This window comes from Streptomyces triculaminicus, from assembly GCF_017349075.1.
GTDB classification, from domain to species: Bacteria; Actinomycetota; Actinomycetes; order Streptomycetales; family Streptomycetaceae; genus Streptomyces; species Streptomyces triculaminicus.
In genome coordinates, this window is the sequence record NZ_JAFMOF010000002.1 from 684,418 (window position 1) to 711,262 (window position 26,845).

Annotated in this window: 22 protein-coding genes and 4 pseudogenes; 18 read left to right on the forward strand and 8 right to left on the reverse strand. The window is 73.2% G+C overall.

The window, feature by feature from the left end:
* Nucleotides 1–30: 30 nt before the first annotated feature.
* The gene (locus J1792_RS13150) at nt 31–1,461 is read right to left on the reverse strand and encodes a lipase maturation factor family protein (protein WP_207247275.1); all 1,431 of its coding nucleotides are present in this window, start codon (nt 1,459–1,461) and stop codon (nt 31–33) included.
* Between the two features lie 78 nt (nt 1,462–1,539).
* Between J1792_RS13150 and J1792_RS13155 the strand changes: the two genes are divergently transcribed.
* The 7 genes from J1792_RS13155 (at nt 1,540) to J1792_RS13185 (ending at nt 11,312) form a co-directional block, all read left to right on the forward strand.
* Nucleotides 1,540–3,627: a SpoIIE family protein phosphatase gene (locus tag J1792_RS13155; protein ID WP_086570085.1), complete on the forward strand. Its 2,088-nt coding sequence runs from the start codon at nt 1,540–1,542 to the stop codon at nt 3,625–3,627.
* Between the two features lie 77 nt (nt 3,628–3,704).
* On the forward strand, nt 3,705–5,585 hold the full coding sequence (gene mutA / locus J1792_RS13160; RefSeq protein ID WP_086570083.1) for a methylmalonyl-CoA mutase small subunit: 1,881 nt from the start codon (nt 3,705–3,707) through the stop codon (nt 5,583–5,585).
* Complete coding sequence (gene scpA, locus J1792_RS13165; RefSeq protein ID WP_086570082.1) at nt 5,585–7,783, forward strand: methylmalonyl-CoA mutase; 2,199 nt, start codon at nt 5,585–5,587, stop codon at nt 7,781–7,783. The genes mutA and scpA overlap by 1 nt, the downstream gene beginning before the upstream one ends.
* Before the next feature lie 13 nt (nt 7,784–7,796).
* Nucleotides 7,797–8,786, forward strand: coding sequence for a methylmalonyl Co-A mutase-associated GTPase MeaB (meaB, locus tag J1792_RS13170; protein WP_086570080.1), 990 nt, complete (start codon nt 7,797–7,799; stop codon nt 8,784–8,786).
* A 111-nt stretch (nt 8,787–8,897) separates the two neighbouring features.
* Entirely contained in the window at nt 8,898–9,773 is an 876-nt protein-coding gene (locus tag J1792_RS13175; RefSeq protein WP_086570108.1) for an ATP-grasp domain-containing protein, read from the forward strand.
* Nucleotides 9,770–10,600: an ATP-grasp domain-containing protein gene (locus tag J1792_RS13180; RefSeq protein WP_207247276.1), complete on the forward strand. Its 831-nt coding sequence runs from the start codon at nt 9,770–9,772 to the stop codon at nt 10,598–10,600. Before J1792_RS13175 ends, J1792_RS13180 begins: the two co-directional genes overlap by 4 nt.
* A gap of 148 nt (nt 10,601–10,748) precedes the next feature.
* Nucleotides 10,749–11,312: a glycoside hydrolase family 25 protein gene (locus tag J1792_RS13185; RefSeq protein ID WP_086570076.1), complete on the forward strand. Its 564-nt coding sequence runs from the start codon at nt 10,749–10,751 to the stop codon at nt 11,310–11,312.
* A 23-nt stretch (nt 11,313–11,335) separates the two neighbouring features.
* Here J1792_RS13185 and J1792_RS13190 read toward each other — a convergent pair whose 3' ends face one another.
* Both J1792_RS13190 and J1792_RS13195 read right to left on the reverse strand, forming a co-directional pair.
* Nucleotides 11,336–12,034, reverse strand: a complete 699-nt coding sequence (locus J1792_RS13190) for an HAD family hydrolase (protein WP_207247277.1) — start codon at nt 12,032–12,034, stop codon at nt 11,336–11,338.
* Nucleotides 12,031–12,195: pseudogene (locus tag J1792_RS13195) on the reverse strand (pirin family protein); the annotation flags it as partial. The pseudogene J1792_RS13195 and the gene J1792_RS13190, both read right to left, overlap by 4 nt.
* A 253-nt stretch (nt 12,196–12,448) precedes the next feature.
* Between J1792_RS13195 and J1792_RS13200 the strand changes: the two are divergent.
* Both J1792_RS13200 and J1792_RS13205 read left to right on the forward strand, forming a co-directional pair.
* Complete coding sequence (locus J1792_RS13200) at nt 12,449–12,649, forward strand: hypothetical protein (protein WP_207247278.1); 201 nt, start codon at nt 12,449–12,451, stop codon at nt 12,647–12,649.
* Nucleotides 12,646–13,092: a tail fiber domain-containing protein gene (locus J1792_RS13205; RefSeq protein WP_207247279.1), complete on the forward strand. Its 447-nt coding sequence runs from the start codon at nt 12,646–12,648 to the stop codon at nt 13,090–13,092. Before J1792_RS13200 ends, J1792_RS13205 begins: the two co-directional genes overlap by 4 nt.
* A gap of 120 nt (nt 13,093–13,212) precedes the next feature.
* On the opposite strand, the gene J1792_RS13210 is transcribed toward J1792_RS13205, so the two are convergent.
* The 3 genes and pseudogenes from J1792_RS13210 to J1792_RS13220 all read right to left on the reverse strand — a co-directional run bounded on the left by J1792_RS13210 (nt 13,213) and on the right by J1792_RS13220 (nt 15,284).
* Nucleotides 13,213–13,833 carry a phosphatase PAP2 family protein gene (locus J1792_RS13210; RefSeq protein WP_086570069.1) on the reverse strand — a complete coding sequence of 207 codons (621 nt, stop codon included), beginning with the start codon at nt 13,831–13,833 and terminating at the stop codon, nt 13,213–13,215.
* A gap of 153 nt (nt 13,834–13,986) precedes the next feature.
* Nucleotides 13,987–14,918, reverse strand: a pseudogene (locus J1792_RS13215) (M48 family metalloprotease).
* A pseudogene (locus J1792_RS13220) lies at nt 14,915–15,284 on the reverse strand (BlaI/MecI/CopY family transcriptional regulator). The pseudogenes J1792_RS13215 and J1792_RS13220 overlap by 4 nt, the downstream one beginning before the upstream one ends.
* A gap of 115 nt (nt 15,285–15,399) precedes the next feature.
* Here J1792_RS13220 and J1792_RS13225 point away from each other — a divergent pair.
* The 4 genes and pseudogenes from J1792_RS13225 to J1792_RS13240 form a co-directional block, all read left to right on the forward strand.
* Nucleotides 15,400–15,555, forward strand: a pseudogene (locus tag J1792_RS13225) (DedA family protein); the annotation flags it as partial.
* Nucleotides 15,556–15,623: 68 nt separating this feature from the next.
* Complete coding sequence (locus J1792_RS13230) at nt 15,624–16,313, forward strand: phosphatase PAP2 family protein (protein ID WP_207247280.1); 690 nt, start codon at nt 15,624–15,626, stop codon at nt 16,311–16,313.
* A 10-nt stretch (nt 16,314–16,323) separates the two neighbouring features.
* The gene (locus tag J1792_RS13235) at nt 16,324–16,983 is read left to right on the forward strand and encodes a response regulator transcription factor (protein WP_307842970.1); all 660 of its coding nucleotides are present in this window, start codon (nt 16,324–16,326) and stop codon (nt 16,981–16,983) included.
* Entirely contained in the window at nt 16,980–18,353 is a 1,374-nt protein-coding gene (locus J1792_RS13240) for a sensor histidine kinase (protein WP_207247282.1), read from the forward strand. The genes J1792_RS13235 and J1792_RS13240 overlap by 4 nt, the downstream gene beginning before the upstream one ends.
* Here the strand turns inward: J1792_RS13240 and J1792_RS13245 are convergent.
* Nucleotides 18,334–19,176 carry a COG4705 family protein gene (locus J1792_RS13245; RefSeq protein ID WP_086570057.1) on the reverse strand — a complete coding sequence of 281 codons (843 nt, stop codon included), beginning with the start codon at nt 19,174–19,176 and terminating at the stop codon, nt 18,334–18,336. The two genes, J1792_RS13240 and J1792_RS13245, sit on opposite strands and share 20 nt — an antisense overlap.
* Before the next feature lie 93 nt (nt 19,177–19,269).
* Here J1792_RS13245 and J1792_RS13250 point away from each other — a divergent pair, with 93 nt between their 5' ends.
* From J1792_RS13250 to J1792_RS13270, 5 genes are all read left to right on the forward strand, one after another.
* On the forward strand, nt 19,270–20,334 hold the full coding sequence (locus J1792_RS13250) for a bile acid:sodium symporter family protein (RefSeq protein WP_086570106.1): 1,065 nt from the start codon (nt 19,270–19,272) through the stop codon (nt 20,332–20,334).
* 608 nt (nt 20,335–20,942) lie between these two features.
* A complete protein-coding gene (locus tag J1792_RS33995; protein ID WP_242645898.1) occupies nt 20,943–21,296 on the forward strand; it encodes a hypothetical protein in 354 nt (117 codons plus the stop codon).
* Nucleotides 21,296–21,964: an ABC transporter ATP-binding protein gene (locus J1792_RS13260; protein WP_207247283.1), complete on the forward strand. Its 669-nt coding sequence runs from the start codon at nt 21,296–21,298 to the stop codon at nt 21,962–21,964. The genes J1792_RS33995 and J1792_RS13260 overlap by 1 nt, the downstream gene beginning before the upstream one ends.
* On the forward strand, nt 21,964–22,725 hold the full coding sequence (locus J1792_RS13265; RefSeq protein WP_242645899.1) for an ABC transporter ATP-binding protein: 762 nt from the start codon (nt 21,964–21,966) through the stop codon (nt 22,723–22,725). Before J1792_RS13260 ends, J1792_RS13265 begins: the two co-directional genes overlap by 1 nt.
* A 106-nt stretch (nt 22,726–22,831) precedes the next feature.
* Nucleotides 22,832–25,477, forward strand: a complete 2,646-nt coding sequence (locus J1792_RS13270; RefSeq protein ID WP_207247285.1) for an FtsX-like permease family protein — start codon at nt 22,832–22,834, stop codon at nt 25,475–25,477.
* Nucleotides 25,478–25,544: 67 nt separating this feature from the next.
* Here the strand turns inward: J1792_RS13270 and J1792_RS35355 are convergent, their stop codons facing one another.
* A complete protein-coding gene (locus J1792_RS35355; RefSeq protein ID WP_143587655.1) occupies nt 25,545–26,843 on the reverse strand; it encodes a sensor histidine kinase in 1,299 nt (432 codons plus the stop codon).
* Between the last annotated feature and the right edge of the window lie 2 nt (nt 26,844–26,845).

Consider the following 26,845-nt stretch of genomic DNA (forward strand, 5'->3'; position numbering starts at 1 on the left):
CCGGCGCGGCGACGGTGACCGGCATGCCGGTCAGCGCCGCGCCAGCCGGGTCGGCGGAAGGTACTCGCGCTCGAAGGTGCGGTGCCACCAGGCGCCGGTCTCCCGCAGCTCCCGCCAGGTGGTGAAGCGGTAGAGGTAGAGCCGGGCGCGGACGTGGGTGGGCGGGGCTGCGGGGAAGGGGTTGTGCCGCAGCAGGCGCAGGGTCGCCGGGTCGCCCGTCAGCAGCCGTTCGACGAAGGGGCCGAACCACTCCCGTGCGTAGGCCGGCGAGATCCCGGCGAACCACATCAGCCAGTCCAGCCGCAGGTGGTACGGGGCGTACTGGCGGGACAGCCGGCGCGGGTCGCCCGGCTTGCCCTTGAAGCCGTACTCCTTCCAGACCGTCTCCTCGGTGAGGGTCTCCTCGTCGGTGCCCTCGACGATCACCTCGTGCCGGCTGCGGTTGACGCTGCCGAAGGCGCCATAGGTGTTGACCAGGTGAAACGCATTGAAGGAGACGTTCATCCGCTGGTGCGGGGAGAGCAGATTGCGTGCGGGCCACCAGCTGAGCACCAGGACCAGCACCGTCACGGCGAGGACCACGGCCTCGTACCAGAGGGGCGCCGGGCCCAGCGGCGTGTGGTGCGCCACGGAGAAGACGTCCGCCAGCGCCTGCCCGTCGACGGCGGCGAGGGCCAGGACGATGGTCAGCCAGTTCAGCCAGGAGAAGTTGCCGGAGGCGACCAGCCAGAGCTGGGTGCAGATGATCACGCCGGCCGCGACGCTCGCCACCGGCTGCGGGACGAAGAGGCCGAGCGGCACCACCAGCTGGGCGACGTGGTTGGCGGCCGTCTCCACGCGGTGCAGCGGCCGCGGCAGCCGGTGGAAGAACCAGCTCAGCGGCCCCGGCATGGGCTGGGTCTCGTGGTGGAAGTACAGGCAGGTCAGGTTCCGCCAGCAGGGATCCCCGCGCAGCTTGATCAGCCCGGCGCCGAACTCCACGCGGAAGAGCAGCCACCGCATGAGCCACAGCACCAGCACGGGCGGGTCCGTCCGCGCGTTGCCCAGGAAGACCGCCAGGAACCCGGCCTCCAGCAGCAGCGACTCCCAGCCGAAGCCGTACCAGGTCTGGCCGACGTTCACGATGGACAGATACAGCGCCCACAGCGCCAGCCACATCAGCATCGACGCCCACAGCGGCACCGCGTCCGCCGCCCCCACCACCACCGCGGCCGACAGCAGCGCGCCGCCCCAGGCCCAGGCGGCGAAGAAACGGTCGGAGTAGTGGAGGTGGAAGACGCTGGGCGACCTGCGCAGCGGGACGTACGCGACGAAGCGGGGGACCGGCAGCATGCCCCGCGCGCCGATGAGCGCGCGGAACTGCAGGGCGGCCGAGAGGAAGGCCACCAGGTAGACGACGGCGAGGGCGCGCTGCAGGACGAGCCGGCTCAGCCAGTAGCCGGAGGCGGTGAACCACTCCATGCCGGTATCCGTACCACCGCTGCCCCGGGAGCGCGCAGCCACATCGAAGAAACCGACAAAAGGTGGCAGAGTGGCTCTATGGTTGATCGGGGAGCGACGGCCGCCGCCGCAGCGCCGCCGGACGACTGGCCCGCCCGCCCGGAGCTGATCCACGCCCTCCACCGCACGGGAAGCTTCGACTGGGACCTCGTCAGCGGACGGCTGCATCTCGACGCCGTGGCCCTCGACGTCCTGGACATGCCGGCGGAGGCCTTCCACGGCAACATCTCCGACCTCTCCGGCCGGCTGCCCCGCTCCGACGCCACCAGGCTCGACGCCCAGGTCGCCCGCGCCCTGAAGGAGGGCCGCGAGAGCTACGGCGCCTACTACCGCGTACGCGGCGAGACCGGCAGCCTGCGCTGGACGTACACCCAGGGCCTCATCCGGCGCGACGAGCAGGGACGCCCCTGCCGCATCATGGGCATCGTCCGGGACGCCGGCGAGGAGCTCGGCCAGGCCGGACCGCGCGAGCAGGAGCTCGAGCGCCGCCACCAGACCACCGTGGTGGAGACCATCACCGCCGCCCTCGCCCACGCCAGGACCGTCCAGGACGTCATCGACTTCTTCAAGGACGCCCAGGCCGTCGAGCACCTCGGCTCCGACCTGCTCGTCCTCGGCCTCGTCGAGTCCGGTCGGATCCACCTCGTCGCCGAGGGCCCCTCCGAGCACTTCATCCCGGGCACCCGCTACACCCGGGTGGACGACAACTTCCCCATGAGCGACGTCATCCGCACCCTCGCCCCGCGCTTCATCGAGTCCCGCGAGGAGTTCTCCACCTGCTACCCCTGGCTGTGGGACCGCATCAAGGACATCGGCATCGCCTCCGCCGCCTACCTCCCCCTGATCGCCCAGGCCCGCCCCATCGGCGCCCTCGGCCTCCTCTACCGCGAGGCGCGCGGCTTCACCCAGCACGAGCGCAACCTCTTCATCGCGCTGAGCAGCAGCCTCGCCCAGAGCATCGCCCGCGCCATGCTCTTCGACCAGGAACACGACCTCGCCGAGGGCCTGCAACAGGCCATGCTCCCGCGCCGCATCCCCGACATCCCCGGCGCCCAGATCGCCGTCCGCTACCGCTCCGCCCGCATGGGCCGGGACATCGGCGGCGACTGGTACGACGCCATCCCGCTGCCCGGCGGCCGGGTCGGGGCCGTCATCGGCGACGTCCAGGGCCACGACACCCACGCCGCGGCCGTCATGGGCCAGCTGCGCATCGTCCTGCGGGCCTACGCCACCGAGGGCCACGCGCCCGCCACCGTCATGGCCCGCGCCTCCTCCTTCCTCTACGAACTCGAGACCGACCGCTTCGCGACCTGCACCTACGCCGAGGCCGACCTCGCCACCGGCGTCGTCCAGCTGGTCCGCGCCGGCCACATAGACCCGCTGCTGCGCCACACCGACGGCACCGTCCGGCGCCTGCCCGTCTCCGGCGGCCTGCCGCTGGGCCTGTCCGCCGAGTTCGGACGCCTCGACTATCCCGTGACGACCGTGGAACTGGACCCGGGGGAGACCCTGATGATGTTCACCGACGGTCTGGTCGAGGTGCCCGGCTCCGACCTCGACGAGGGCATCCGCACACTCAGCGCCGCCGTCCGCGAGGGCCCCTACGACCTCCACAAGATGGCCGACCTGTTGTGCGACGCGATCGGCGAGCGGATCGGCGAGGACGACATGGCCGTCCTGCTGCTGCGCCGCCACGGCCCCGCGGTACGCGGCGGAGGACGGCTGCAGCAGCACATCGCCCCCGCCGACCCCGAGGCCCTCTCGGCCGGCCGGCACATGATCCGCGCGGCGGTACGGGCCTGGGGGGCCCGGGAACGCTCCGACGAGATCGAGCTGGTCGCCGACGAGTTGGTCACCAACGCCCTGCTGCACACCGACGGGGCTGCCGTGGTGACGATCCGTATGATGCCCGGCCCCGAACGGCGGGTGCGGGTCGAGGTCGAGGACAAGTCCAGCGTCCTCCCGCGCCGCCGCGAGCCGGGCGAGGCCGGGGTCTCGGGCCGGGGGCTGCTGCTGGTCGAGGAGCTGACCGACGACTGGGGCGTGGAGTCGCGCGGCACCGGAAAGTCGGTCTGGTGCGAATTCGTCGTGACCGACGGCCGGCACGCCGCCGACGACGCCGGCTGACCGGCTGATCGGAAGAGGCCAAGGTCACAGCGGTTGCCCCTGCTGCGGGGCGCGCCCGCTCCCCTAGCCTTCCCCCCATGACGGTCCTGCCCGACGACGGCTTCCACCTGGCCGCCGAGTTCCCGGACGCGACCCGCGAGCAATGGCAGCGCCTCGTCGAGGGCGTGCTGAGCAGAGCGGGCACCGCGGCCGAGGGACCGGCGGCCGAGGACGCGCTGACCACGGCGCTCGAGGACGGGCTCGCCACCCGCCCGCTGTACACCGCCGACGACGCCGGCACCCTGCCCGGCCCGCCCGGCTTCCCCCCGTTCGTCCGCGGCGGACGGCCGGAGGGCACCGCGCTCACCGGATGGGACGTACGCCAGCACCACGGCGGCGCCGACCCCCGGAAGGCCAACGAAGCCGTCCTCGCCGACCTCGAGAACGGTGCCACCTCCCTGTGGCTGACCGCCGGCGGCTCCGGACTGCCCGTCGAGGACCTCCCCGCCGTCCTGGACGGCGTCTACCTCGACCTGGCCCCGGTCGTCCTCGACGCCGGCGCGGAGTTCGAGCCCGCCGCGCGACGGCTGCTGAGCCTTTACGCCGAGCGCGACCTGCCGCCCGGCGCGGCCGCAGGCAACCTCGGCGCCGACCCGCTGGGCACCCTGGCCCGCACCGGCACCGACGCCGACCCCGCCGAGGCCCTGGACGCCGCCGCCGGCCTCGCCGCCCTGTGCGTCCGCGACCACCCGCGCCTGCGCGCCCTGACCGTCGACGCGCTGCCCTACCACGAGGCCGGCGGCACACCCGCCCAGGAGCTGGGCGCCTCGCTGGCCACCGGCGTCGCCTACCTCCGTACCCTCACCGCCGCCGGGCTCACCGTCGACGAGGCCTGCTCCCAGCTGGAGTTCCGCTACTCCGCCACCGCCGACCAGTTCCTGACCATCGCCACACTGCGCGCCGCGCGCCGGCTGTGGGCCCGGGTCGCCGAGGTCAGCGGTGCCGCGCCCGCCGCCCGCGCCCAGCGCCAACACGCCGTCACCTCCTCGGTGATGATGACCCGGCGCGACCCCTGGGTGAACATGCTGCGCACCACCATCGCCTGCCTCGGCGCCGGGGTCGGCGGCGCGGACTCCGTGACCGTGCTGCCCTTCGATCAAGCTCTCGGCCTCCCCGACGCCTTCGCCCGGCGCATCGCCCGCAACACCTCCACGATCCTTCTCGAGGAGTCGCACCTGGCCCGGGTGATCGACCCGGCCGGCGGCTCCTGGTACGTGGAGCGGCTGACGGACGAACTCGCCCACGCGGGCTGGGAGGTCTTCCAGGGGATCGAGCGCCTGGGCGGCCACGCGGCGGCCCTGCGCTCGGGACGCCTGGCCCAGGACCTGGCCGACAGCTGGCAGGCGCGCGGCGACAGGATCGCCAAGCGGCGCGAACCCATCACCGGCGTCAGCGAGTTCCCGCACCTCGGCGAGCAGCCCGTCCACCGCGAGCCCGCCCCCGCCGCACCCTCCGGCGGACTGCCGAGGGTCCGCCGCGACGAGGCGTACGAGGCCCTGCGCGCCCGCTCGGACGCCCACCTCGCCGCCACCGGCGCCCGGCCCCGCGTCCTCCTCGCGGCCCTCGGCCCCGCCGCCGCCCACACCGGCCGGGTCACCTTCGCCGCCAACCTCTTCCAGGCGGGCGGCATCGAGCCCGTGACCCGTCAGGTCACCGCCGAGGACGCCGCCGGCGCCCTCGCGGCCGACGGCGCCACGATCGCCTGCCTCTGTTCCAGCGACGCGCTCTACGCCGACCAGGCCGCGGCCGTGGCCTCGGCGCTCAAGGCCGCCGGCGCCACCACCGTCCTCCTCGCCGGAAAGCCCAAGGGCGAGCTGCGGGAGGACTGTCTGCGGGCCGGAGTCGACGAGTTCGTCTTCGCCGGCGGCGACGCCGTCGCCGTCCTCTCCTCCGTCCTCGACCAGATGGGAGTGGCGTGATGCCGATCCCCGACTTCTCCGGCATCGACCTGGGCCCGGCCGTCGCCCCCGCCGACCCCGGCGCCTGGCGGGCGGCCCTGAAGGAGAGCACCGGCAGGAGCGTCGAGGACCTGCTCTGGCAGACCCCGGAGGGCATCGGCGTCAAGCCGCTCTACACCTCCGAGGACCTCGACGGCCTGGACTTCCTGGGCACCTACCCGGGCATCGCGCCCTACCTGCGCGGCCCGTACCCCACCATGTACGTCAACCAGCCCTGGACCATCCGTCAGTACGCCGGATTCTCCACGGCCGAGGAGTCCAACGCCTTCTATCGCCGCAACCTGGCGGCCGGTCAGAAGGGGCTGTCCGTCGCCTTCGACCTGCCCACCCACCGCGGCTACGACAGCGACCACCCGCGCGTCACCGGTGACGTCGGCATGGCCGGCGTCGCCATCGACTCGATCTACGACATGCGGCAGCTCTTCGACGGCATCCCGCTCGACCGCATGAGCGTCTCCATGACGATGAACGGCGCGGTGCTGCCCGTGCTGGCGCTGTACATCGTCGCCGCCGAGGAGCAGGGCGTACCGCCCGAGAAGCTGGCCGGGACCATCCAGAACGACATCCTCAAGGAGTTCATGGTCCGCAACACCTACATCTATCCGCCCCGGCCCTCGATGCGGATCATCTCCGACATCTTCGCGTACACCTCGCAGAAGATGCCGCGCTACAACTCCATCTCCATCTCCGGCTACCACATCCAGGAGGCCGGGGCCACCGCCGACCTGGAGCTGGCCTACACCCTCGCCGACGGCGTGGAGTACCTGCGCGCAGGCCTCGGCGCGGGCCTCGACGTGGACGCCTTCGCGCCCCGCCTGTCCTTCTTCTGGGCCATCGGCATGAACTTCTTCATGGAGATCGCCAAGCTGCGGGCGGCCCGGCTGCTGTGGGCCCGCCTGGTCAAGCGCTTCGACCCCAAGAACACCAAGTCGCTGTCGCTGCGCACCCATTCGCAGACCTCGGGCTGGTCCCTGACCGCGCAGGACGTCTTCAACAACGTCGCCCGTACGTGCGTCGAGGCCATGGCCGCCACCCAGGGCCACACCCAGTCGCTGCACACCAACGCCCTCGACGAGGCCCTGGCGCTGCCCACCGACTTCTCCGCCCGCATCGCCCGCAACACCCAGCTGCTGCTCCAGCAGGAGTCCGGGACCTGCCGGGTCATCGACCCCTGGGGCGGCAGCGCCTACGTCGAGAAGCTCACCCACGACCTCGCCCGCCGCGCCTGGCAGCACATCGAGGAGGTCGAGGCGGCCGGCGGCATGGCCCAGGCCATCGACGCCGGCATCCCCAAGCTGCGCGTCGAGGAGGCCGCGGCCCGCACCCAGGCCCGCATCGACTCCGGCCGCCAGCCGGTGATCGGCGTCAACAAGTACCGGGTCGACAGCGACGAGCAGATCGAGGTCCTCAAGGTCGACAACTCCTCGGTGCGCGCCCAGCAGATCGACAAGCTGCGCCGGCTGCGCGCCGAACGCGACGAGAGCGCCTGCCAGGCGTCGCTGGAGGCGCTCACCCGGGCCGCCGCGGCGAACCCCGGCCCCGGGCTCGAGGGCAACCTGCTGGCGCTGGCGGTGGACGCGGCCCGCGCCAAGGCCACCGTGGGCGAGATCTCCGACGCCCTGGAGAAGGTGTACGGGCGGCACGCCGGCCAGATCCGTACGATCTCCGGTGTCTACCGGGAGGAGGCCGGCATGTCGTCCGGCGTGGAGCGCACCCGCGCGCTGGTCGAGGCGTTCGAGCGGGAGGACGGCCGCCGACCGCGCATCCTGGTCGCCAAGATGGGCCAGGACGGCCACGACCGCGGCCAGAAGGTGATCGCCACGGCCTTCGCCGACCTCGGCTTCGACGTGGACGTCGGCCCGCTGTTCCAGACCCCGGCCGAGGTCGCCCGGCAGGCGGTCGAGGCGGACGTGCACATCGTCGGCGTCTCCTCGCTGGCGGCCGGTCACCTCACGCTCGTCCCCGCGCTGCGCGAACAGCTCGAGGAACAGGGCCGCGAGGACATCATGATCGTCGTCGGCGGGGTCATCCCGCCGCAGGACGTCCCCACGCTGCTCGAGATGGGCGCCGCCGCGGTCTTCCCGCCCGGCACGGTCATCCCGGACGCCGCCCACGACCTGCTGAAGACCCTGTCCGGGGTCCTCGGCCACGAGCTGTGAGGCCGCATCCCTGATGGCCCGCGCGATCGACATCGACGCCTATGTGAAGGATGTGCTCGACGGGAAGCGGGCGGCCATCGCCCGCGCCATCACCCTCGTCGAGTCCACCCGCCCCGACCACCGCGCCCTCGCCCAGCGCATGCTGACCGCACTGCTCCCGCACGCGGGCGCGGCCCGGCGGATCGGCATCACCGGCGTGCCCGGCGTCGGCAAGTCCACCTTCATCGACGCCCTCGGCACGATGCTCACCGGACTCGGGCACCGCGTCGCCGTCCTCGCCGTCGACCCGTCCTCCAGCCGCACCGGCGGCAGCATCCTCGGCGACAAGACCCGCATGGAACGCCTCGCCGTCGACCCGGCCGCCTTCGTCCGCCCCTCGCCCACCGCGGGCACGCTCGGCGGGGTCGCCAAGGCCACCCGCGAGACCATCGTGGTGATGGAGGCCGCCGGCTACGACGTGGTGCTGGTGGAGACCGTCGGCGTCGGCCAGTCCGAGACGGCCGTCGCCAACATGGTCGACACCTTCCTGCTACTCACCCTCGCCCGCACCGGCGACCAGCTCCAGGGCATCAAGAAGGGCGTACTGGAACTGGCCGACCTCGTCGCCGTGAACAAAGCGGACGGACCGCACGAACGCGACGCCAAAGCCGCCGCCCGCGAGCTCGCCGGCGCCCTGCGTCTGATGCAGTCGCCGGACGCGGCCTGGAACCCGCCCGTCCTGACCTGCAGCGCCCGCGAGGGCACCGGACTGGATACGCTCTGGGAACGGATCGAGCAGCACCGGCGCGTTCTGGAGGCCACCGGCGAACTCGCCTCCCGCCGCCGCGAGCAGCAGGTGGACTGGACCTGGACCATGGTCCGCGAACAGCTCCTGACCGAGCTGCGCGCCCATCCCGAGGTGCGCCGCCTGGGCCCGGACCTGGAACAAAGGGTGCGAGAGGGCACCCTGACGGCGAGCCTGGCCGCCGAGCGGCTGCTGGAGGTGTTCCGCTCGCCCCCGTGACCGGTCGCGGCGGTGCTGTACGTTCCACCCACGCGCCCATGACATCCTGAGCCGTCAAGTTCCGCCGGGGCGGATCGGCGGATGTCCGGGATATCGAGGATGATGCAGCACATGAGACTCTGCTTCCTGGTGGAGGAGCAGTACCGGTACGACGGCATGCCGGTGGACGTGATCCGCCAACTGACCGCCTGGGGCCACCGGGTGGACGTGCTGCGACCGGGCGGTTCACCGCTGAGGCTCTCCGAGGCCGTACGCGCCGGGCGGCACGACGCCTGGGTGCTCAAGACGGTGTCGGGCGGTCCGGGGCTGACGCTGCTGGAGGGCGCGGCGGCCGTGGGCCTGACCACGGTCAACGACGCCCGTGCCATACGCGGCGTACGGGACAAGGCGCTGGCCGCGGTGATCGCCGAATCCCGCGGCCTTCCCGTGCCCGCCACGTACGCGGCGATGCGGGCCGAGGACTTCGCCGAGCTGCCCGCGAGCGCCTACCCCCTGGTGGTCAAGCCCGCCGACGGCAGCTCCGGGCGCGCGGTGCGGCTCGTACCGGACCCCGAGCGGCTGCCCGCGCCGGACGCCGGGTCCGCGGCGGACGGCATGCTGATAGCCCAGCCGTACGTGCCCAACACGGGCGTCGACCTGAAGGTGTACTGCGTCGACGGCGAGCTGTACGCCACCGAGCGCCGCAGCCCTCTGCACCCCGACCACCCGGCGCGCGAGCGCCAGGTGCCGCTGACCGGCGAGGTGGCGGCCATCGCCGCCGAGGTCGGCGCGGTCTTCGGCCTCGACCTGTACGGGGTGGACATCGTCTTCGGCCCCGACGGCCCGGTGGTCGTCGACGTCAACGACTTCCCCAGCTTCCGGCAGGTTCCCGACGCGGTGGCCAAGGTGGCCCGCGCGATCCTGCGGCTGGCCGGCGCGGACCGGACGGCCGCGGTCCCGCCGCCGACCACGCCCGTCGCCGCCGGAGGCCTGGGCGGCGGCGCATGAGGATCTGCCTGCTGACGCCCGCCCCCGACCACCCGCTCCTGGCCCGCACCACGGACCTGCTGACGTCCCAGCACACCGTGGAATGGCTGGACCCGGGCACCGCGGACGCCCTCCCCGACCCGGCGACGCTCGCCGACGTCTACCTGCTCAAGACGCGCACACCGCGCGCCCTGGCCTACGCGCGCCACCTCGAGGAGCACGGCGCACCCGTGCTGAACTCCGCCGCCGCCACCGAGCTCTGCCAGGACCGCACCGCCATGGCGGACGTCGCCCTGCGCGCCGGCCTGCCGTTCGTCGCCACCCGCACCGAGCCCTCGCTGCGGCTGCCGGGGACGGCGGGGGAGCCCGCCTGGCCCGTGGTGGTCAAGAGCCGCCACAGCCGCCGCCACGACCTCGTCGCCCGCGTCGACGACGCCGAGCGGCTGCGGGAGCTGGCCGCGCGCTGGCCGGACGAGCCGGTGGTGATCCAGCCCTTCACACCCAACAGCGGCTGGGACCACAAGATGTGGGTGGTCGGCGACGAGATCTTCGCCGGGCTCCGCCGCTCCGAACTGGCCGAGGGCGGTACGGACAAACGCACCCGCACGCTCGGCCTCGGCGACCTCCCGGACGAGTGGCTCGAGGTGGTCCGGCGCGTGGGCGAGATCTTCGCCCTGGACGTCTACGGCGTCGACCTGCTCGACGCGGGCGGCGGCGCGCCCGTGATCGTCGACATCAACGCCTTCCCCGGCATCCGGGGCCAGCACGGCGCCCCCGAGGCGCTGGCCGCCCTGGCCCTGCACACGGCGGCGGGCAGCCGGCGGCCGCGGGTGCCGGTGGGCCCGTAGGGGTGGGTCCGTAGGGCTGTGGGGTCGCACGGCCGTACGTTCGTACGGCCGTGGGAAAAACGTAGGGCCAAAGCTCTCGCTGGAGCGCCGGTTGGGACCGATACTGCGGACGCCCCGTCGTTCGTCCGCGGTACCGGAGGTGACCGGCATGCTCCACGGCATCGATGTCAGCAGCCACAACAGCGAGAACTATCCCGTCGAGGGCTACGACTTCGTCTTCGTCAAGGTGACGGAAGGAACGTCGTACACCAACCCGAAATGGGTCAAACAGCGCGACCGTGCCCGGCGGGAGGGCCTGGTCGTCGGCTACTACCACTACGTCACCCCCGGCTCGATGTCCGCGCAGGGCGACTACTTCCTCGGCAAAATAGCCTTACGCGAGGGCGACGTCCTCGCCCTCGACTGGGAACACGCCGACGTCTGGGGCCGCGACAAGGACCGCTGGCTGGACTACGTGCGCCAGGAGGCGAGCGGTCACAAAGTGGTCCTGTACTGCAACCGCGACTACTGGTTCAACCGGGACACCACCAGCGACGCCGGTGACGGACTGTGGATCGCCGACCCCGGACACGCCGCCGGCCACCCGGCCGTCCAGCACCCGTGGACGTTCCACCAGTACAGCTGGGCCGGGGGCCTGGACCGCAACGTCGGCCGCTTCGCCGACCGCGCGGCGCTCCGGGCGTGGGCGGGCGCCGCGCGCGAGGCTGAGTAGCGGCACGGCCGGGCGGCCGGACGTCAGCCCGCGAGGCCGAGCACCGGCCGCAGACCCTCCGGCCGCTCCTCCACCGGCAGATGCTCCACGAGGCGCACCGCGCACCCGATGCCCCCGGCGCCCCCGTCCGCGCGCCGGTTGTCACCGACCATGAGGACGTCGCCCGGCGGCAGCCCGAGCGCCTCGCACGCCACACGGAACAGCCGCGGGTCCGGCTTCTGCGCCCCGTGCTCGTACGACAGGACGTAGGCGTCCACCAGCTCGTCCAGGCCGTGCGCGCGGAAGACCGGCCGCAGGTCCCAGCCGATGTTGCTCACCACGGCCGTGCGCACACCCCGCCGGCGCAGCTCGCCGAGGACCTCGGCGGCGTCGGCGTACGGCCGCCAGGCGGCGGGCTCCATGTGCCGGGCGTAGAGCGCCTCGTAGAGGCTCTCCTCCGGCAGCGGGACCTCGCGGGCGAGACCCGTGTACGCGGCCCGGTGCCGCTCGGGGCCGAGATCGCGCTCGGCCCACACGTCCGCGAGGTGCGCCGGCACGCGGCTCGGGCGGGTGCCGCCGGGCTGCGCGCCCGCCTCCTCCAGCAGGGCCGTCAGACGTGCGACCTCGTCGTCGGCGGCCGCGACGCCGGCCCCGGCGAGGGCGGCACGCAGCCACGAGGCGGCGGGCTCGACCCGGAAGAGCGTGCCGGAGAAGTCGAAGAGAACCCCCCTGGCCCCCGTCACCGCACCCGCCCCCGGGGTTTGAGCGGCACCGGCGGCAGGGCGGGGGCGCCGGGCCGGTCGCCGTCGTAGCCGTGGACGTCGCCGAAGCGCGATCCCGCCGTCCACTCCTCCCGCGCCCGCGCGATCTCGTCGTTCGTCCGGGCGGCGAAGTTCCACCACATACCAGGCCTTTCGCGCCTTTGTACAGGTCAGAGACGTTCTGGGCCATTGGCGGTCAGCAAACCGTCAGCATCGGTCCAGAGGAGTCAGCATCACATGGCGGCCACGTCCTTGCCCCGGGTATGGGTAGGTTTTCAAGGAGTGTGAGCATCTTCGGTCGGGACTCGTTTGGGTGATGGCGGGTCGGAATCTCCTGTTCCGTAGTCACCGTGGGCAGATCGCGCAGGGCCGGATCCTTCTTCGCAGGAGAAGCTCATGACATCAATCGATCCCGACCGTCGTGCCACGCCCGTCACCCACGCCGACGGCACCCGGGCCGGAAGCGGCGCGGTCACCCTCACCCCGATCGCCGAGCAGGCATCCCCCCAGCTCCTGAGCATCGTCACTGGCCTGCTGGGCGGTCTCTCGGACCGCAATGCGAAGACCGACGTGACCCCGGTGCGCTGGGACCGTTGATCGCCACCTGGTGGCGTGCCGCCCGCACAGCGCGGGCGGCACGCCGTGATCCCCTGACCCGTGCGCAGGTCCTTGCCGGCCCGGCGGGTCTGGCCTCTGCCGCCACCGCGGCCACGACCGGCCCCGCCGAGGCCGTCAACGGCCACCAGGTCCTGGAGGATGTCCTCCGGCTGCCGGTCAGCACCTGGCGCTATCACTGGGACCCGCCGCATGTCCGGCACCTCGGCCCGATGGCGCAGGACTGGTACGCGGCCTTCGGGCTCGGCGACAACAACGTCACCATCTCCGCCACCGACACCAACGGCGTCGCCCTCGTCTGCATCCAGGCCCTCCACCGCCGCATCGAAGGCCTCACCGCGCAGGTCGATACGCTGCGGGAACAGGTCGCCCGCCTGGACCGGCCGTCCCCGGCCGAGGCGGCCGAGGGGCAGACAGGGCCGTAGAGACGGCCGATCCACCTGACCCTGCTCACTGTCATCCCGGCGCGAGGACCCGCTCCTCCGGGTTTCTCGCACCGGGAGCAGGGGTGGCCGTCGGCTTGGATGCGGGCGGCGCGTGCCGGGTCAGGCGGATCCGAGGAGCGAGCGTGCCGGGCCGCCGCGCAGCTTGGAGACGGCCTGGGCGGCCGTGCGACGCGTGGTCGCCACGATGGCGACTCCGAGGACGGATCCGACGATGGCCCCGACGAGGACGTCGTGCGGGTAATGAGCGCCGACGTAGACGCGTGATGCGGCCATCAAGATGGCGGCCGGCCAGGCGAGGGCGGCAAGGCGCCGGTTGACCAGGAGGAGACCGGCGGCCACGGCGAAGGCGACGGTGGTGTGGTTGCTCGGGAAGGCGTAGTCGTTGACGGGCGGGCAGGCTTCGATGAGGAAGTCGTGCGGCAGCGCGCGGCAGGGGCGTGCTTCCTGGAAGAGGGATTTGATGCCGTCGTTGACGAGGTAGGCGATGACGACGGCGACGGGGGTGACCAGCGCGGCGGCCATGATGCGCGCGTCGCGGGGGCGGGCGAGCCACCAGCCGGCCAGCAGGAGGAGGCCGAAGAGGGCGATGCCGTAGGTCGTGTAGAAGGACACCGCGCCGTTGAGCCAGTGCGTGTGGTGCGCGAAGTCGGTGACGTCGGTGTACAGGCCGCCGTCTATCGCGGATCCGTCGAGGCCGGGCGAGCCTGAAGCGGTCGTCATCGTCTGCGTGTTCCCATCGTGCGGAGGGTGCGCTCCCGCGCGGTTACGGTACGGGGGCATGCGTCGGCGTGCGGACACCCCGTGGAGTGACTACACGCCGGTAGACGATAACGGCAGTCCGGTGGTTCCGTGCGCCCGACCAGGCGGCGCCGATCAGCGAGCTGCTTCGCCCTGGGCGACTTCGACCCCGTGGTGGAAGTCGATCAGGCCCGTCGCCGAAGCGCCGACAGAGGTGATGGCGCAGGCGGCCAGGAGGAGGGCGCCCCATGGGGTGGTCCGGCTGTGGCGGGACTGGGGGCTTGCGAGGAGGGCGGCGACGCGGCGCGGGACGGGGCCGGTCGTCGCCGCCGGTGCGACCGCGGGCCGCTCGGTGGGGTGGGTGCCTGAGGCGAGGGCCGCGCGGGCGACGGCGCGGGCGGTCAGGCGTCGGTCACCGACAGCAGTGGCAGCGGCTTCGTCGGCCGCGCGCTCGACCGCGTACCGGATCGCGTCACCGACGGGGCGCAGGGCGGGGTGGCAGTGGGCGGCGACCTCGGCCGCGGCCAGGAAGTAATGGTGGTGACAGGTGTTGTGGGCGCGTTCGTGGGCGAAGAGGACCTCGCGTTCGGCCGCGTCGAGGCAGCGGATCATCGCGGTGGTGATCACGATGCGGCCGGGCCTGCCGGGCAGGGCGTAGGCGTCCGGGTGCGGTGAGTCGACGAGGCACAGATCCCCTGCCGTCGGGCGGCGGCCGGCCTCGGCGTGGGCGGCCCGTAGCCCCCTGATCTGGCGGACGGCCGTGCGGGTCAGCGCCCAGGCGCCGACGCCGAGCAGGCCGACCGCGGCCGTGGCCGACGGCACGGCGACGGCGTCCCACGGCGTGTACAGGGGGTGGACGAGCTCCCCGAGCGAGGTGAAGAAGGGTGGTTTCAGCAGGCCGGTCAGGACGAGGGCGCCCAGGGCGGTCAGCGAGCCGCCGGCCAGCGCGAGCGCGGTGAGCGTCAGCAGCCACACGGTGGGGACGGGGCGAGCCGCTGGACGGTGCGCTGTGCCAGTGGAGGCGCGAGGAAGGGGAGCGGCAGGGGGAGGAGCGGGAGGGCGGTCATCGCTCCTCCGGCTCCAGCAGGCCCCTCAGGAGGCGTTCGTCGTCGGGGCTGAGCCGGGCGACGAAGCGGGCCAGGACGGTTTCGCGGTCGGCGTCCCGTTCGAGTTCGCTGTGCATGCGCAGGGCCGTGAGGCCGGGAGCGTCCTGGACGGGAAGGTAGGAGTAGCCGCGGCCCTGTCGCCTGCGTCCGGCTATGCCCTTTTCGTGCAGGCGCGTCAAGGTCGTGGTCACGGTCGTGCGAGCCGGGTCGTGGGGAGGGTCGCCTGAACCTCGGCCGGGGTCAGGGGGCGCCGGCGGCCCACGGGATGGCCAGGACGCCGGCCTCGAGCTCGCCCGCCGACCGTCGTTCGTCCTTCGCGTTCGTCATGGGAACGTCCTTCACCCCGCCGTCGTCTACATACCAGTAGACCGTCTATATGCTTGTAGTCAGTCGGGGTGCCGTGCAGGCCGCCCGCTCCCTCATTGTGAAAGGGCACGCGACGATGTCCGCACCCCTGTTCGCGACGGCGTCCCCGCTCGCCGTCAACGTCCTGGACGCCCAGTCGCTTCTCGGAGCCTTCGGAGTGCTCGGGGTCGGCGTGGTGCTGTTCGCCGAGACGGGCCTGCCGGTCGTCGCGCTGATCGTCGGCGTGTCGTTGTCGCCGCTCCTGGCCGAGATCCTGCGCTCGCGCCGCGCCGCGGCCGGGCGGCGAAGCGGCGCGGGCGCGTGACCGGGCGCCGCACAGCGGCAGGCCTTGCGACCCTGGCCTGCTTCGCGCTCCTGGCCGCGATCGTCACCGCACGAAGCGGTGCTCCTCTGCCCGGGGACCGGGCCCTGCTCTACTGGGCCGTCGGTCACCGTCCGGCCACGGCGGTGAGCGCGATACGGACGCTGACCGATACCGGGACGGGCGCGGTCCCCTACGTCCTGGCGGCCTTGGCGGGTGTCATCGCCGGGCGCACGAAACGCCAGAAGGTGTACGTGGCCGCCGCGAGCCTGCTCTGCCTGGGCGTGGGGCAGCTCCTGCGGCGGGCGGTGCTGTACCTGATCGGTCGCCCACGCCCGCCGGCCGAGGAGTGGGCCACGCACGCGTCGGGGTGGTCGTTTCCGTCCGGCCACGCCACCACGGCGGCCCTCACGGCCGCACTGGTGATCACGGCAGTACTGCTGCGCTCGCCCCCCGGCCGCTTCCTCGCCGTCGCGCTCGTCGGCTGCTGGGGCGTCGCGGTCGGGCTGACGCGCGTCTACCTCGGGGTCCACTGGTTCAGCGACGTCATCGGCGCCTGGCTCTTCGCCCTCGCCTGGTACGCGGCGTGCGCCAGGGCGGCCGCCCGGTGGCTCCCCGCGCTCACCGCCCCCGCGCACAAGGACGATCCGGACCCGGGGAACGATGCGGCTCCCCGCCCGAACTCATAAAGGAGCCGGCGTGCACACCATCCTGGTCGTGGAGGACGACCATGCCCTGCGGGACGTGCTGCTACGCGGCCTGCGCGACGAGGGCTTCGCCACCGTGGCGGCCCAGGACGGTGCCGGCGCCCTGCGGCTGGCCGGTGACACCGTCGACGCTGTGGTCCTGGACGTCGGGCTGCCGGACGCGGACGGGCGCGACGTGTGCCAGGCGATGCGGGCCAACGGATTTGTCGACCCCGTCATCTTCCTGACCGCCCGCCACCGGCTGACGGACCGCCTCAGCGGGTTCTCCGCCGGCGGCGACGACTACCTGACCAAGCCGTTCCACCTTGCGGAACTGACCGCCCGGCTACGGGCCATGCTCAAGCGGGCAGGGCCGGCGGGCCCGGCCCCGGCCGGGGAGCTGACGCTCGACCCGGCGCGGTACACGGTGACCGTACGCGGCCGCGACATCGCCCTCACCCCTACGGAGTTCCGGCTCCTGGCCGCCCTGATGGCCTCTTGCGGGGACATCGTGTCAAGGCGCGGGCTGATCCGGGCGGGCTGGCCCGAGGGCGCCCATGTCAGCGAGAACACCCTCGACCAGTACCTGAGCCGGCTGCGGCGCAAGCTACGGCAGGCGGGCAGCGATCTGACGGTTCGTACCGCCAGGGGAGTCGGGCACCGGCTGGCATGAAGGCGATCCGGCGGGCCATGTGGCCTTGTACCTTGCGCGGCCGCCTCTCATTGGTGGCACTGGCGACGGCCACCCTGGTGATGGTGGTCCTCACCGTGGTGTTCAACGCTGTCGTCCGCGACCACCTGCAGCGGCAGGCCGACGACGAACTGCGCACCCGCGCCGAGGCCGTGGCCACGACCGTGGACACGAGAAGCGACCCGGTGCGGGTGCGCGAGACGGCGGACGACGCACTGCTCGACACGAACGTGTGGATCTATGCCGGCCCGCGGTTGCTCGAACGCCCAGTCTCGGCCCCGGCCGACGGCACCCTCACGACAGTGGCCGCCGGGCTCGCCGCGCGCGTGACCTCGCGGTGCACCACCTTCGAAGGCGACGGCCCTGTCCGCCTGTGCTCCCGGCCCGTCGGCGAGGTCCCTTCTCAAACCGCACCCGGCGCCGTCGTGGTCACCGCCCTGGACCTGGCCCCCTACCGGGCCTCGGCGGCCACCATGCTCCTCGCCTCCCTCGCCCTGGGTACGACGGTCCTCGCCTGCACCTACGTCCTCACCCGCCTCGCGGTCGGACGGGCCCTGCACCCGGTGCAGGTCATGACCGGCCAGGCCACCCGGTGGAGCGCCGCCGCCTCCGACGAACGCTTCGGCGCCACCGCCCGCCCCGCCGAGCTCGCGCAGCTGGGCGCCTCCCTGGACGGACTGCTGGACCGCATCCGCGCCGTGCTGCGACACGAACAACTGCTCACCGGGGAGCTGTCGCACGAACTGCGCACCCCGCTCACGCGCATCACCACCGAGCTGGACTGGTGGCGCGCCCGGCCGCGGTCGGCCGAGGAGACCCGGGCCATGCACGCCAGACTCACGGACGCCGCCCAGTGCATGCGGACGATCTGCGACACCCTGCTCGACGACGCACGGGACAGCACCCGGGCCGTCCCCGGCACCGCGAGCGTCCTGCCCGTCCTGCGGTATCTCACGGCCGGAGCCCCTGCCCACGGCACAGCCACGGTGACGGTCAGCTGCCCGGAGACGCTGACGGCGGGGGTTCCCGCCGCGTTGCTGGAACGGATCGTCAGCCCCCTCCTCGACAACGCGCTGCGCTACGCCCGCTCCCGTGTCCTCATCAGTGCCCGGCAACACCCCGACGGCAGCGTGCGCATCAAAGTCGTCGACGACGGCCCGGGCGTCCCGGACTCCTTCACCGGCGGGCTGTTCCAGCCGGGCCGGCGCGCCGACCCCGGCGACGGACACGGTGGAGCGGGCCTCGGGCTGCCCCTCGCGCGACGCCTTGCCCGCTCCGCCGACGGCGACGTGCGTCATGACGCCCAGCACACGCCGGGCGCCGCCTTCGTGATCAGCCTTCCCGCGGCGTGAGGTGATCCCGCTCGGTCACGTCCCGGCGCGTCACCGTCAAGAACACCACCAGGCCGGCGATGACCGCCAGGAACAGCCCGCTGGTGGCCACCGTGCCCAGCCCCAGGCCACCGTCGGCGGCCGGCTGGGACAGGTAGTCGCCGACCGAGGCACCGAGCGGGCGGGTCAGGACGTACGCGATCCAAAAGCTCCACACCGCGTCCAGGCCCAAGGCGAAGTGCGCCACCGCGACAGCCGCGATCGCCGAGGCGAACAGAGCGGCCGAGAGCCAGTAACCCAGATCCATGCGCTCCGCTACCAGGTCACCGGCCGCGGTGCCCAAGGCGAAGGTGAACAACACCGCCAACCAGTAGAAGCCCTCCCGCCGAACGCTGTCGACATGGTGGATGGACAAGGTCCGCTCACTGCGGTACCACACGGCGAACACCCCGACGAGCGCGACGGCGAACGCCCCGGTGCTGACCTGGAGCGGCACGCCCAGGTTGTCGGTCAGGTTGTCGGTGATCAGCGTGCCGACGACGCTGACGAGGGCCACGACGAGCCAGTAGAGCCCGGGACGGTAGGCCCGGGCCCGGAACTGCGCCGCCAGCGCCGCCGCCAGCAGCGCGCTCATCAGCAACGACACACCGGTCAGGCCCAGGCCGAGCCTGCCGTTGAGCAGGTCGGCGGCGGTTTCGCCGACCGTCGTGCACAACACCTTGATCACCCAGAAGTACAGGGTGACCTCGGGGACCTTGTTCCAGGGCAGACGACGGCCGACGGCCGTGGCCTGGACATCGGCCGCTTCCCGCGCCTCGGCGGCTTCGGAGATCTCAGGGGTCATGGCGCAGACGATGCCACCGCCAACCTGAACGCATCCTGACCACGTTCCCGCATCCTCCGCTCCAAGCCACCCCCGAGCCGGAACATCATGGCCATGAGCCACGACAGCCTCCAGCCGCCCGCCCGCTCCCCAGCGGCCCGCCTGACGGCGTGGCTGCGCCGCCGGCTGGGATGGGCCGTCACCGCCACCTATCTCACCGCCGTCGCCCTGCCCGGGCCCGGACTGTGGCTCCGCCACACCCGCACCGTGCCCCTGCCCCTGCCGACCGGACACCTCCCCCTGAGCGTCCCCTCTGCACTGCTGGCCCTGGTGCTGTTCTCAGCCGGCCTCCAAGTACCACTCCGCGACCTGGGCCGACTACTGCGGAGGCCCCTGGCCCTCCTCGCCGGCCTCGTCCTCCACCTGGTCACCCCACTGCTGGTCATCCCCGCCGTCGCGATCGCCCTGCGCACCTCGCCCGACAGCGACGGCGGCAGCGGACTCATCACCGCCATGATCACGATCGTCGCGATGCCCGTGGCGGCCGGCGCCACTGTCTGGACCGGCAAAGGCAACGCCGACCAGCCCGTCATGGTCGGGCTCGTCCTCGCCTCCACCCTGCTCAGTCCCTTCACGATCCCACTGACCCTGACCGCCCTGTCCCCCCTGCTCGGCGGCGACTACGCGGGAACACTGGACCGCGCGGCCCACACCTTCGGCCCCGGATTCGCACTCACCTCCGTCCTCCTGCCCTGCGGCGCCGGCATCCTGTGCAGGCTGTTCCTCCCCAGCCGTCCACTACGACCGCTGCTGCGCGCGACACCCCTGGCGGCGCTATGGGGATCCCTGCTCCTGACGTACGTCAACGCCAGTGGCGCACTCGGCTCCTTCTTCCACCAGCCCCGCCCCCTCCTGCTCATCGCAGCACTGACCGTGGCGTCGGCAGTATGTGCGCTCTCCTTCACCCTGGGCCGCATCACCGCCCGCCTGCTGCGCCTGGAACCGTCCACCGGGTCGTCCCTCACCCTCGCCTGCGGGATGAACAACAGCAGCGCGAGCGCCGTCCTCATCACCACCACATTGCCCGACAAGCCCTACCTCCTCCTGCCTGTGCTCGCCTACGGCCTGCTGCAAAAGCTCGCCGCCGGCCGAGTCGTCCGCGAACGCGCCCCCGGTTGACGCCATGCGCATCGGTACGCGGCCGTGCTCTCGGCCACGCCCGCCTGATCACCGACACGCGGGACGGAGGGGCGGGGGCCGGGGCCACCGGTGCGGCAATGGCGACATCCCCGACGGCCCCGGCGGGCACGCCGAGAACGGCCCGCTCGGCTACGGGGGTGCCGGTCACCACGTGCCGCCGCCACGGCCGCGAGTGCCCGGCGGCCGGGCGCCTGACGGCCGTTTCTTGTTAACCGTGCGCTAACCGTGCGCAGTGCGGGCGCTGGGCGTCGGGTCCCTAGCGTGATGGATGAAGGCGGAAAAGCAGGGGCGGCGGAGCTGCCGCCCGTACCGCTGTGGAGGTGCCGATCATGCGTCGTCCGCTCGCCGCCGTCGCGGCCGGTCTGGTACTCGTCGCCGGGGCCGGAGCCGCAGCCTGCTCCTCGTCCTCGCCCTCTCATCCGTCCGGGACCACGGCGCCGTCCACTTCGACGCCTGCTCCCTCCGATTCGAATCCGCCCGGTGACATCCCGGACACGCAGGTGTTCGTGCCCTGGTCGCCTCCTGGCGGTGGCTTCACGGTGAAGGTGCCGGAGGGATGGTCGCGTACGACCCAGGGGTCGGCGACAGTGTTCACCGACAAGTTCAACAGCGTGCGCGTCGAACGCATCCACGCCGTGACGGCCTCGACGGTGAACTCCGTGAAGGCCACCGCCATTCCCGCGATCAGCGCCGCGAGTACACGCTTCAGCCTGGTCAAGGTGACCACCGTGCAGCGCGCCGGCGGCAGGGCGGTGATGGCCGAGTACCACGCGGACTCCCCGCCGGATCAGGTGACCGGTAAGCGCGTCGCGCTGGACGTGCAGCGGTACGTCTTCTACAAGGCGGGCAAGGGCGAGGCCGTGCTGACGCTGTCCGGTGCCGTGGGTGCGGACAACGTCGACCCGTGGCGGGTCGTCACCGACTCCTTCCGGTGGTCGTGATGGCTGCGCCGGTGCTCAGCGCCTACTCGATGTACCGGTTCTTCCGGGCCGGGGAGGAGGAGACATTCGCGCTCCAGGGCGTCGGGCTGGAGGTCGAGCGCGGCGAGACGGTGGCGGTGACCGGGCCGTCCGGTTCGGGCAAGACCACGCTGCTGAACTGCCTCGCGGGCCTTGACGAGCCGGACGGCGGCACGGTGCATGTCGCGGGAGAGCGGATCAGTCATCGGACCGAGCGCGAACGGAGCGCTGTCCGGGCACGGCACATCGGGGTGCTGTTCCAGTCGGGCAATTTGCTGGACCACCTCACAGTGCGGGACAACATCGCCCTCGTGCAGCGGCTGGCGCCCGGGTCGGCCCGTACCCGTGTACCGCCGCAGGAGCTTCTTGAGCGGGTGGGCATCGCGCAGCGCGCGGGTTCTCTGCCGGGCCGGCTGTCCGGAGGGGAGGCTGCCCGGGCCGGCCTGGCCGTCGCCCTGGCGAACGCGCCCGACCTGCTGCTCGCCGACGAGCCGACCGGCGAGGTGGACGGGGAGACCGAGCGGCGGCTGCTGGCCCTGCTGGGCGAGCGTGCCGCCGCCGGGGCCGCGGTGGTCGTGGTCACCCACAGCCGCGCCGTGGCGGGAGCCGCCGACCGGGTGCTGCGACTGCGGGACGGGAGGTGGGCGTGATGAAACGGCGCGCGGACGCCATGTGCCTCACGGGGAGGAAGGACACCACCGGCGCACCCCTGGTCCGCTGCGAGAACGCGGCGCGTACGTATGGCAGCGGGCCGGGCGCGGTCGTCGCGGTGCACGGGCTGACCTGCTCGGTACCGCCCGGCGCCCGCATCTGTGTGGTCGGTCCGTCCGGCTCGGGCAAGTCGACTCTCCTGCACTTGATGGCCGGTCTGGACCGCCCCACCGCAGGCCGGGTGAGCCACCCGGGTCTCGACCGCGAAGGCACGGACGGACTCGCCCGGCGCATCGGAGTCGTCTTCCAGGGCCCGAGTCTGCTGCCACCGCTCACCGCCGCCGAGAACGTCGTACTGCCGCTGCGGATCGACGGCGTGGGAGAGGACGAGGCCGCATCCCGGGCGCGGGCCGCGCTGGAGAGCCTGGGGCTTCAGTCGCTGGCGGGTCGGATGCCGGACGAGCTGTCGGCCGGGCAGGCCCAGCGTGTCGCCGTCGCCAGGGTGCTGGCGCGGCGGCCCTGCCTGGTGCTGGCCGACGAGCCGACCGGGCAGCTGGACCGTGCGACCGGCTGCCAGGTGCTGAGGGTGCTGCTGGACGCGGCCGAGGAGCTGGGCGCGGCGGTGCTGGTGACCACCCATGACCCACGCGTCGCCCGCGAGCTGGAGACCCGCTGGTACATGGCCGATGGGCGGCTGGTCCAGCCGGAGACGGGCTCGGGGACGGGGCCGGGGCCGTCGACCGAGCGGAGCCCGCGATGAACAGCGCGGCGGACAGCGGCGTGGCACGTCGGCGTCCACGCCCGGGCGGGGCGGCCGACGGTGCCCGGCGGCCGGCGCCCCGGCGGGGCCGAGAAGGAGAATGGCCATGATCAGGATCTGGCTGGCCGGTCTGCTGCGGCGGCGTGGCGGACGGCTTCTCGCGGTGGCGGCCGGGGTGGCCACGGCGGTGGCGCTGCTGGCGGCGCTCGGCGGCTTCCTCGGCGCCACGCGGGCGACGATGACCGCGCAGTCCGTGCGCGGCGTCACTGTGGACTGGCAGGTGCAGGTGGCGAGCGGCGCCGACGCCCGGTCGGTGCTGACCACCGTGCGGAACGCCCCCGGGACGCGGGTGGCGCTGCCGGTCGGATACGCCGGCACCAGCGGTCTTTCCGCCACCGCCCAAGGCACCGCCCAGACCACCGGACCAGGCATGGTGCTGGGTGTGCCGGCCGGTTACCGCTCGGCGTTCCCGGGAGCGATCCGGGTGCTGGCCGGGCACGGGAACGGGGTGCTGCTGGCCCAGCAGACCGCCGCCAACCTGCACGCGGCCCCTGGGGACACGGTGGCCGTCGGACGGGCCGGGCTGCCGCCGCTCAAGGTCCGTGTGGACGGTGTGGTGGACCTTCCGCACGCCGACTCGCTTTTCCAGACGGTCGGCGCGCCGCCGCAGTCGCAGCCGACGGCCCCGCCGGACAATGTGGTGCTGCTGCCCGAGGGCCGCTGGCGCGCGGCCTTCGACCCGCTCGCCAAGGTACGCCCCGACCTCGTCCACGACCAGATCCACGTACGGCGCAGCCACGTTCTGCCGCACGACCCGGCCGCCGCCTACACGGCGGTGACGGGCAGCGCGCACAACACCGAGGTGCGCCTCGCCGGAGCAGGTCAGGTGGGCGACAACCTGGGTGCGGTACTGGATTCGGCCCGCTCGGACGCCCTTTACGCGCAAATGCTCTTCCTGTTCCTCGGGGTGCCCGGTGCGCTGCTGGCCGGGTCGCTCACCGCCGCGGTCGCCGGAGCGGGGGTGGCCCGACGGCGCAGGGAACAGGCCCTGCTGCGCGCCCGGGGTGCCACGGCGGGGCGGCTGCTGGGGCTGGCGGCCGTGGAGGCCGTGGTCGTGGCCACAGTGGGCGGGGCGGCCGGGCTGGGGGTCGCGGCGCTGCTGGGCCGTACGGCCTTCGGCACGGCCGGATCCTTCAATACCGGCTGGGCGCTGGCAGCGCTCGCCGTGGGCGCGGTCATCGCAGGCGCGGCCGTGCTGCTGCCCGCCCGCCGCGACCTCAAGACATCCACAGTCGTGGCCGGACGGACAGCGGTGGAGCACCGCCGGGTGCCGCGTGCCACGTGGTGGGCCCTGGCCGTCGGGCTGCTGGCCGTGTCGCTGCTGGTGTTCCGGATCACCAGCCGTACGAACTACGCCCTCGTCCTCGCCCCCGAAGGCACGCCCACCCTGTCGGTGGACTACTGGGCGTTCGCCGGACCGGCCCTGCTGTGGACGGGCGGGGCGCTGCTGACCTGGCTGCTGATGGACCTGGTGCTGCGGCGCGGCCGGCCGGTACTGGCGCGGCTGCTGCGGCCGGCGGCCGGACCCCTGTCCGGTACGGTCGCGGCGAGTCTGTCGCGGCAGCGGGGCACGGTCCTGCGGGCCGTGGTGCTGCTCGCACTGGCGACCGCGTTCGCTGCCTCGACCGCGGTGTTCAACTCCACCTACCGCCAGCAGGCCCAGGCCGATGCGGTGCTCACCAACGGCGCCGACGTCACCGTCACCGAGTCCCCCAGTGCCACCGCGGGTGCCTCCGACGCGGCACGGGTGGCGGCACTGCCCGGAGTACGGCGCGTGGAACCGCTCCAGCACCGCTTCGCCTACGTCGGCCCCGACCTCCAGGACCTGTACGGGGTCCGGCCCTCCACCATCGTGGACACAGGACGCCTTCAGAACGCGTACTTCTCCGGAGGAACCGCCCGGCAGCTGATGGACCGCCTCAACCAGCAGCAAGACGGCCTGCTGGTCAGCGCCGAGACCGCCAACGACTTCCAGCTCCACCCCGGCGACCGGATCCAGCTGCGCCTGCAGGACGGCCGCACCCACCAGCTGCGACCCGTCGCCTTCCACTTCGCAGGCGTCGTCAAGGAGTTCCCCACCGCCCCCAAGGACAGCTTCCTGGTGGCCAACGCCTCCTACGTGGCCCGCGCGACGGGTATCAGCGCGGTCGGCACGCTGCTGGTCGACACCGGCGGCACCGGCCAGCAGGCCGTGGCCCGGCACGTCCGGGCAGAGCTCGGCCCCGCCGCGCACGTCACCGACCTGCCGTCGGCCCGCATGGTGACCGGATCCAGCCTCACCGCCGTGGACCTGGGCGGGCTCACCCGCGTCGAGCTCGCCTTCGCCCTGGTCATCGGAGCGGCGGCGGGCGGCCTGGTGCTCGCCCTCGGCCTGACCGAGCGGCGGCGCACCCTGGCGCTGGCCTCCGTGCTGGGAGCCAGGGGACGGCAGCTGTCCGGCTTCGTGTGGAGCGAAGCCGCCCTGGTCGCCCTGGCGGGCGCGGCCGGCGGCATCGTGCTGGGCTGGGCCCTGTCCCAGATGCTGGTCAAGGTCCTGTCCAGGGTCTTCGACCCGCCCCCGGCGTCCCTCGCCGTACCGTGGGGCTACCTCGGCGCACTGGCCGCGGCCACCGCGGCTGCACTGGCCGCGGCCGCGTGGACAGCAGTACGCCACGCCCGGCGGCCACCTCTGACCGAGCTACGCGAACTGTGAGCGGGAAGCCCGCCGCCCGCCGCAGCGCGTCGCGGCGGGCGGTTCGTTCAGCGGACAACGCGGTGCGTCACTGTCCTGGCTCCTCGTAACGGCTGGCGATGAGCCAGGTGAAACGCGGGTGCGGCGATCGTCCGGAGAGCATCAGGCGCCCGCCCTCGGCCTCCGCCAGGGAGCGGGCGAGTGCGAGCCCGATCCCGTGGCCCGTGCCACCGTTCCGGCGCCTGGCGAACACGTCCTGGTCCTCGGGCAGGGCGGGGCCCTCGTCCTCGATGTCCACGGCGAGTACTCCGGCCGCGTCCCTCGCGGTGACGGTCACCGCGCCGCTGCCATGGACAACGGCGTTGGCCAGCAGGACATCCAGGACCTGCCGCCCGGCGCGCGCTGAGCCGACCGCCTCGGGCAGGTCCTCCTCGGCAATGACCAGCAGGGGCCGCCCGGCAGCGGCCAGTTCGCCGTGCCAGCGCCGTTCGGCCTCGGCGAGCAGCTCGCCGATGTCCAGCGACGCCCGCTCCGGCACATCCCGGGCCAGGGCCAGGAGGTCGCCCAGCGTGGTCTCCATGTGGGTCAAGGACGCCAGGGCGGTACGCATCGCGTCGTGCGGGTCCGTCGGCGCGGTCGCGGACAGCGCACCCTCCAGTTCCAGCCGCACCCGGGTCAGCGCGGTACGCAGCTGGTGCGAGGCGTCCGAGCTGAAGGCCCGCTCACGTCGCAGTAGCCGGTCGATATGTCCGGCGGCGCTGCCCAGCGCGTCGGCGACCTCGTCGGCCTCCGGTAGTCCGCTGGGGGCGGCGCGGGCCGTCAGGTCACCGCCCTCCAGCCGTGCGGCCGTCGCCGCCAGCGCCTCCAGAGGGCCGGCGAGGCGCCTGCTGGACCGCACCGACAGCGCGACGCCCACCCCGACCGCGACCGCCGCCAGCCCCAGCATGCCGGTCCAGGTGAGAGCCGCCCGGCGCAGTGGGCCATCGGCCGGGGAAGCGGCCCGCACCACCGCCCGTACCCGCTCCCCGGAGCCCACCGGGACCGCCGCCACCAGCTGGTCACCCAGCCGGCGCGACGCGGCCGAACCCGCGAGAGCCTCACGCACCGGACCGTCACCGCGCACGGGCCCTGCCCCGATGACCAGGCGCCCCGTGTCGTCGTACACACCGAGCCGGGTACCGGACTCGGTGGGCGGCAGTTCCATCGGGTCCCGCGTGTCGTGTACGTCCGCCGGGACGCTCACGGCCACCTGATCGGCCAGCTGCTGAAGCTCGCGCACCTCGTCCTGCCGGTACAGCCGCAGCACCACCACGGCCAGCGGCACGGAGAACAGCACCACCGCGCACACCACCGCCACCACAGTGGCCCGGAGGATGCGGCGGCGCACGG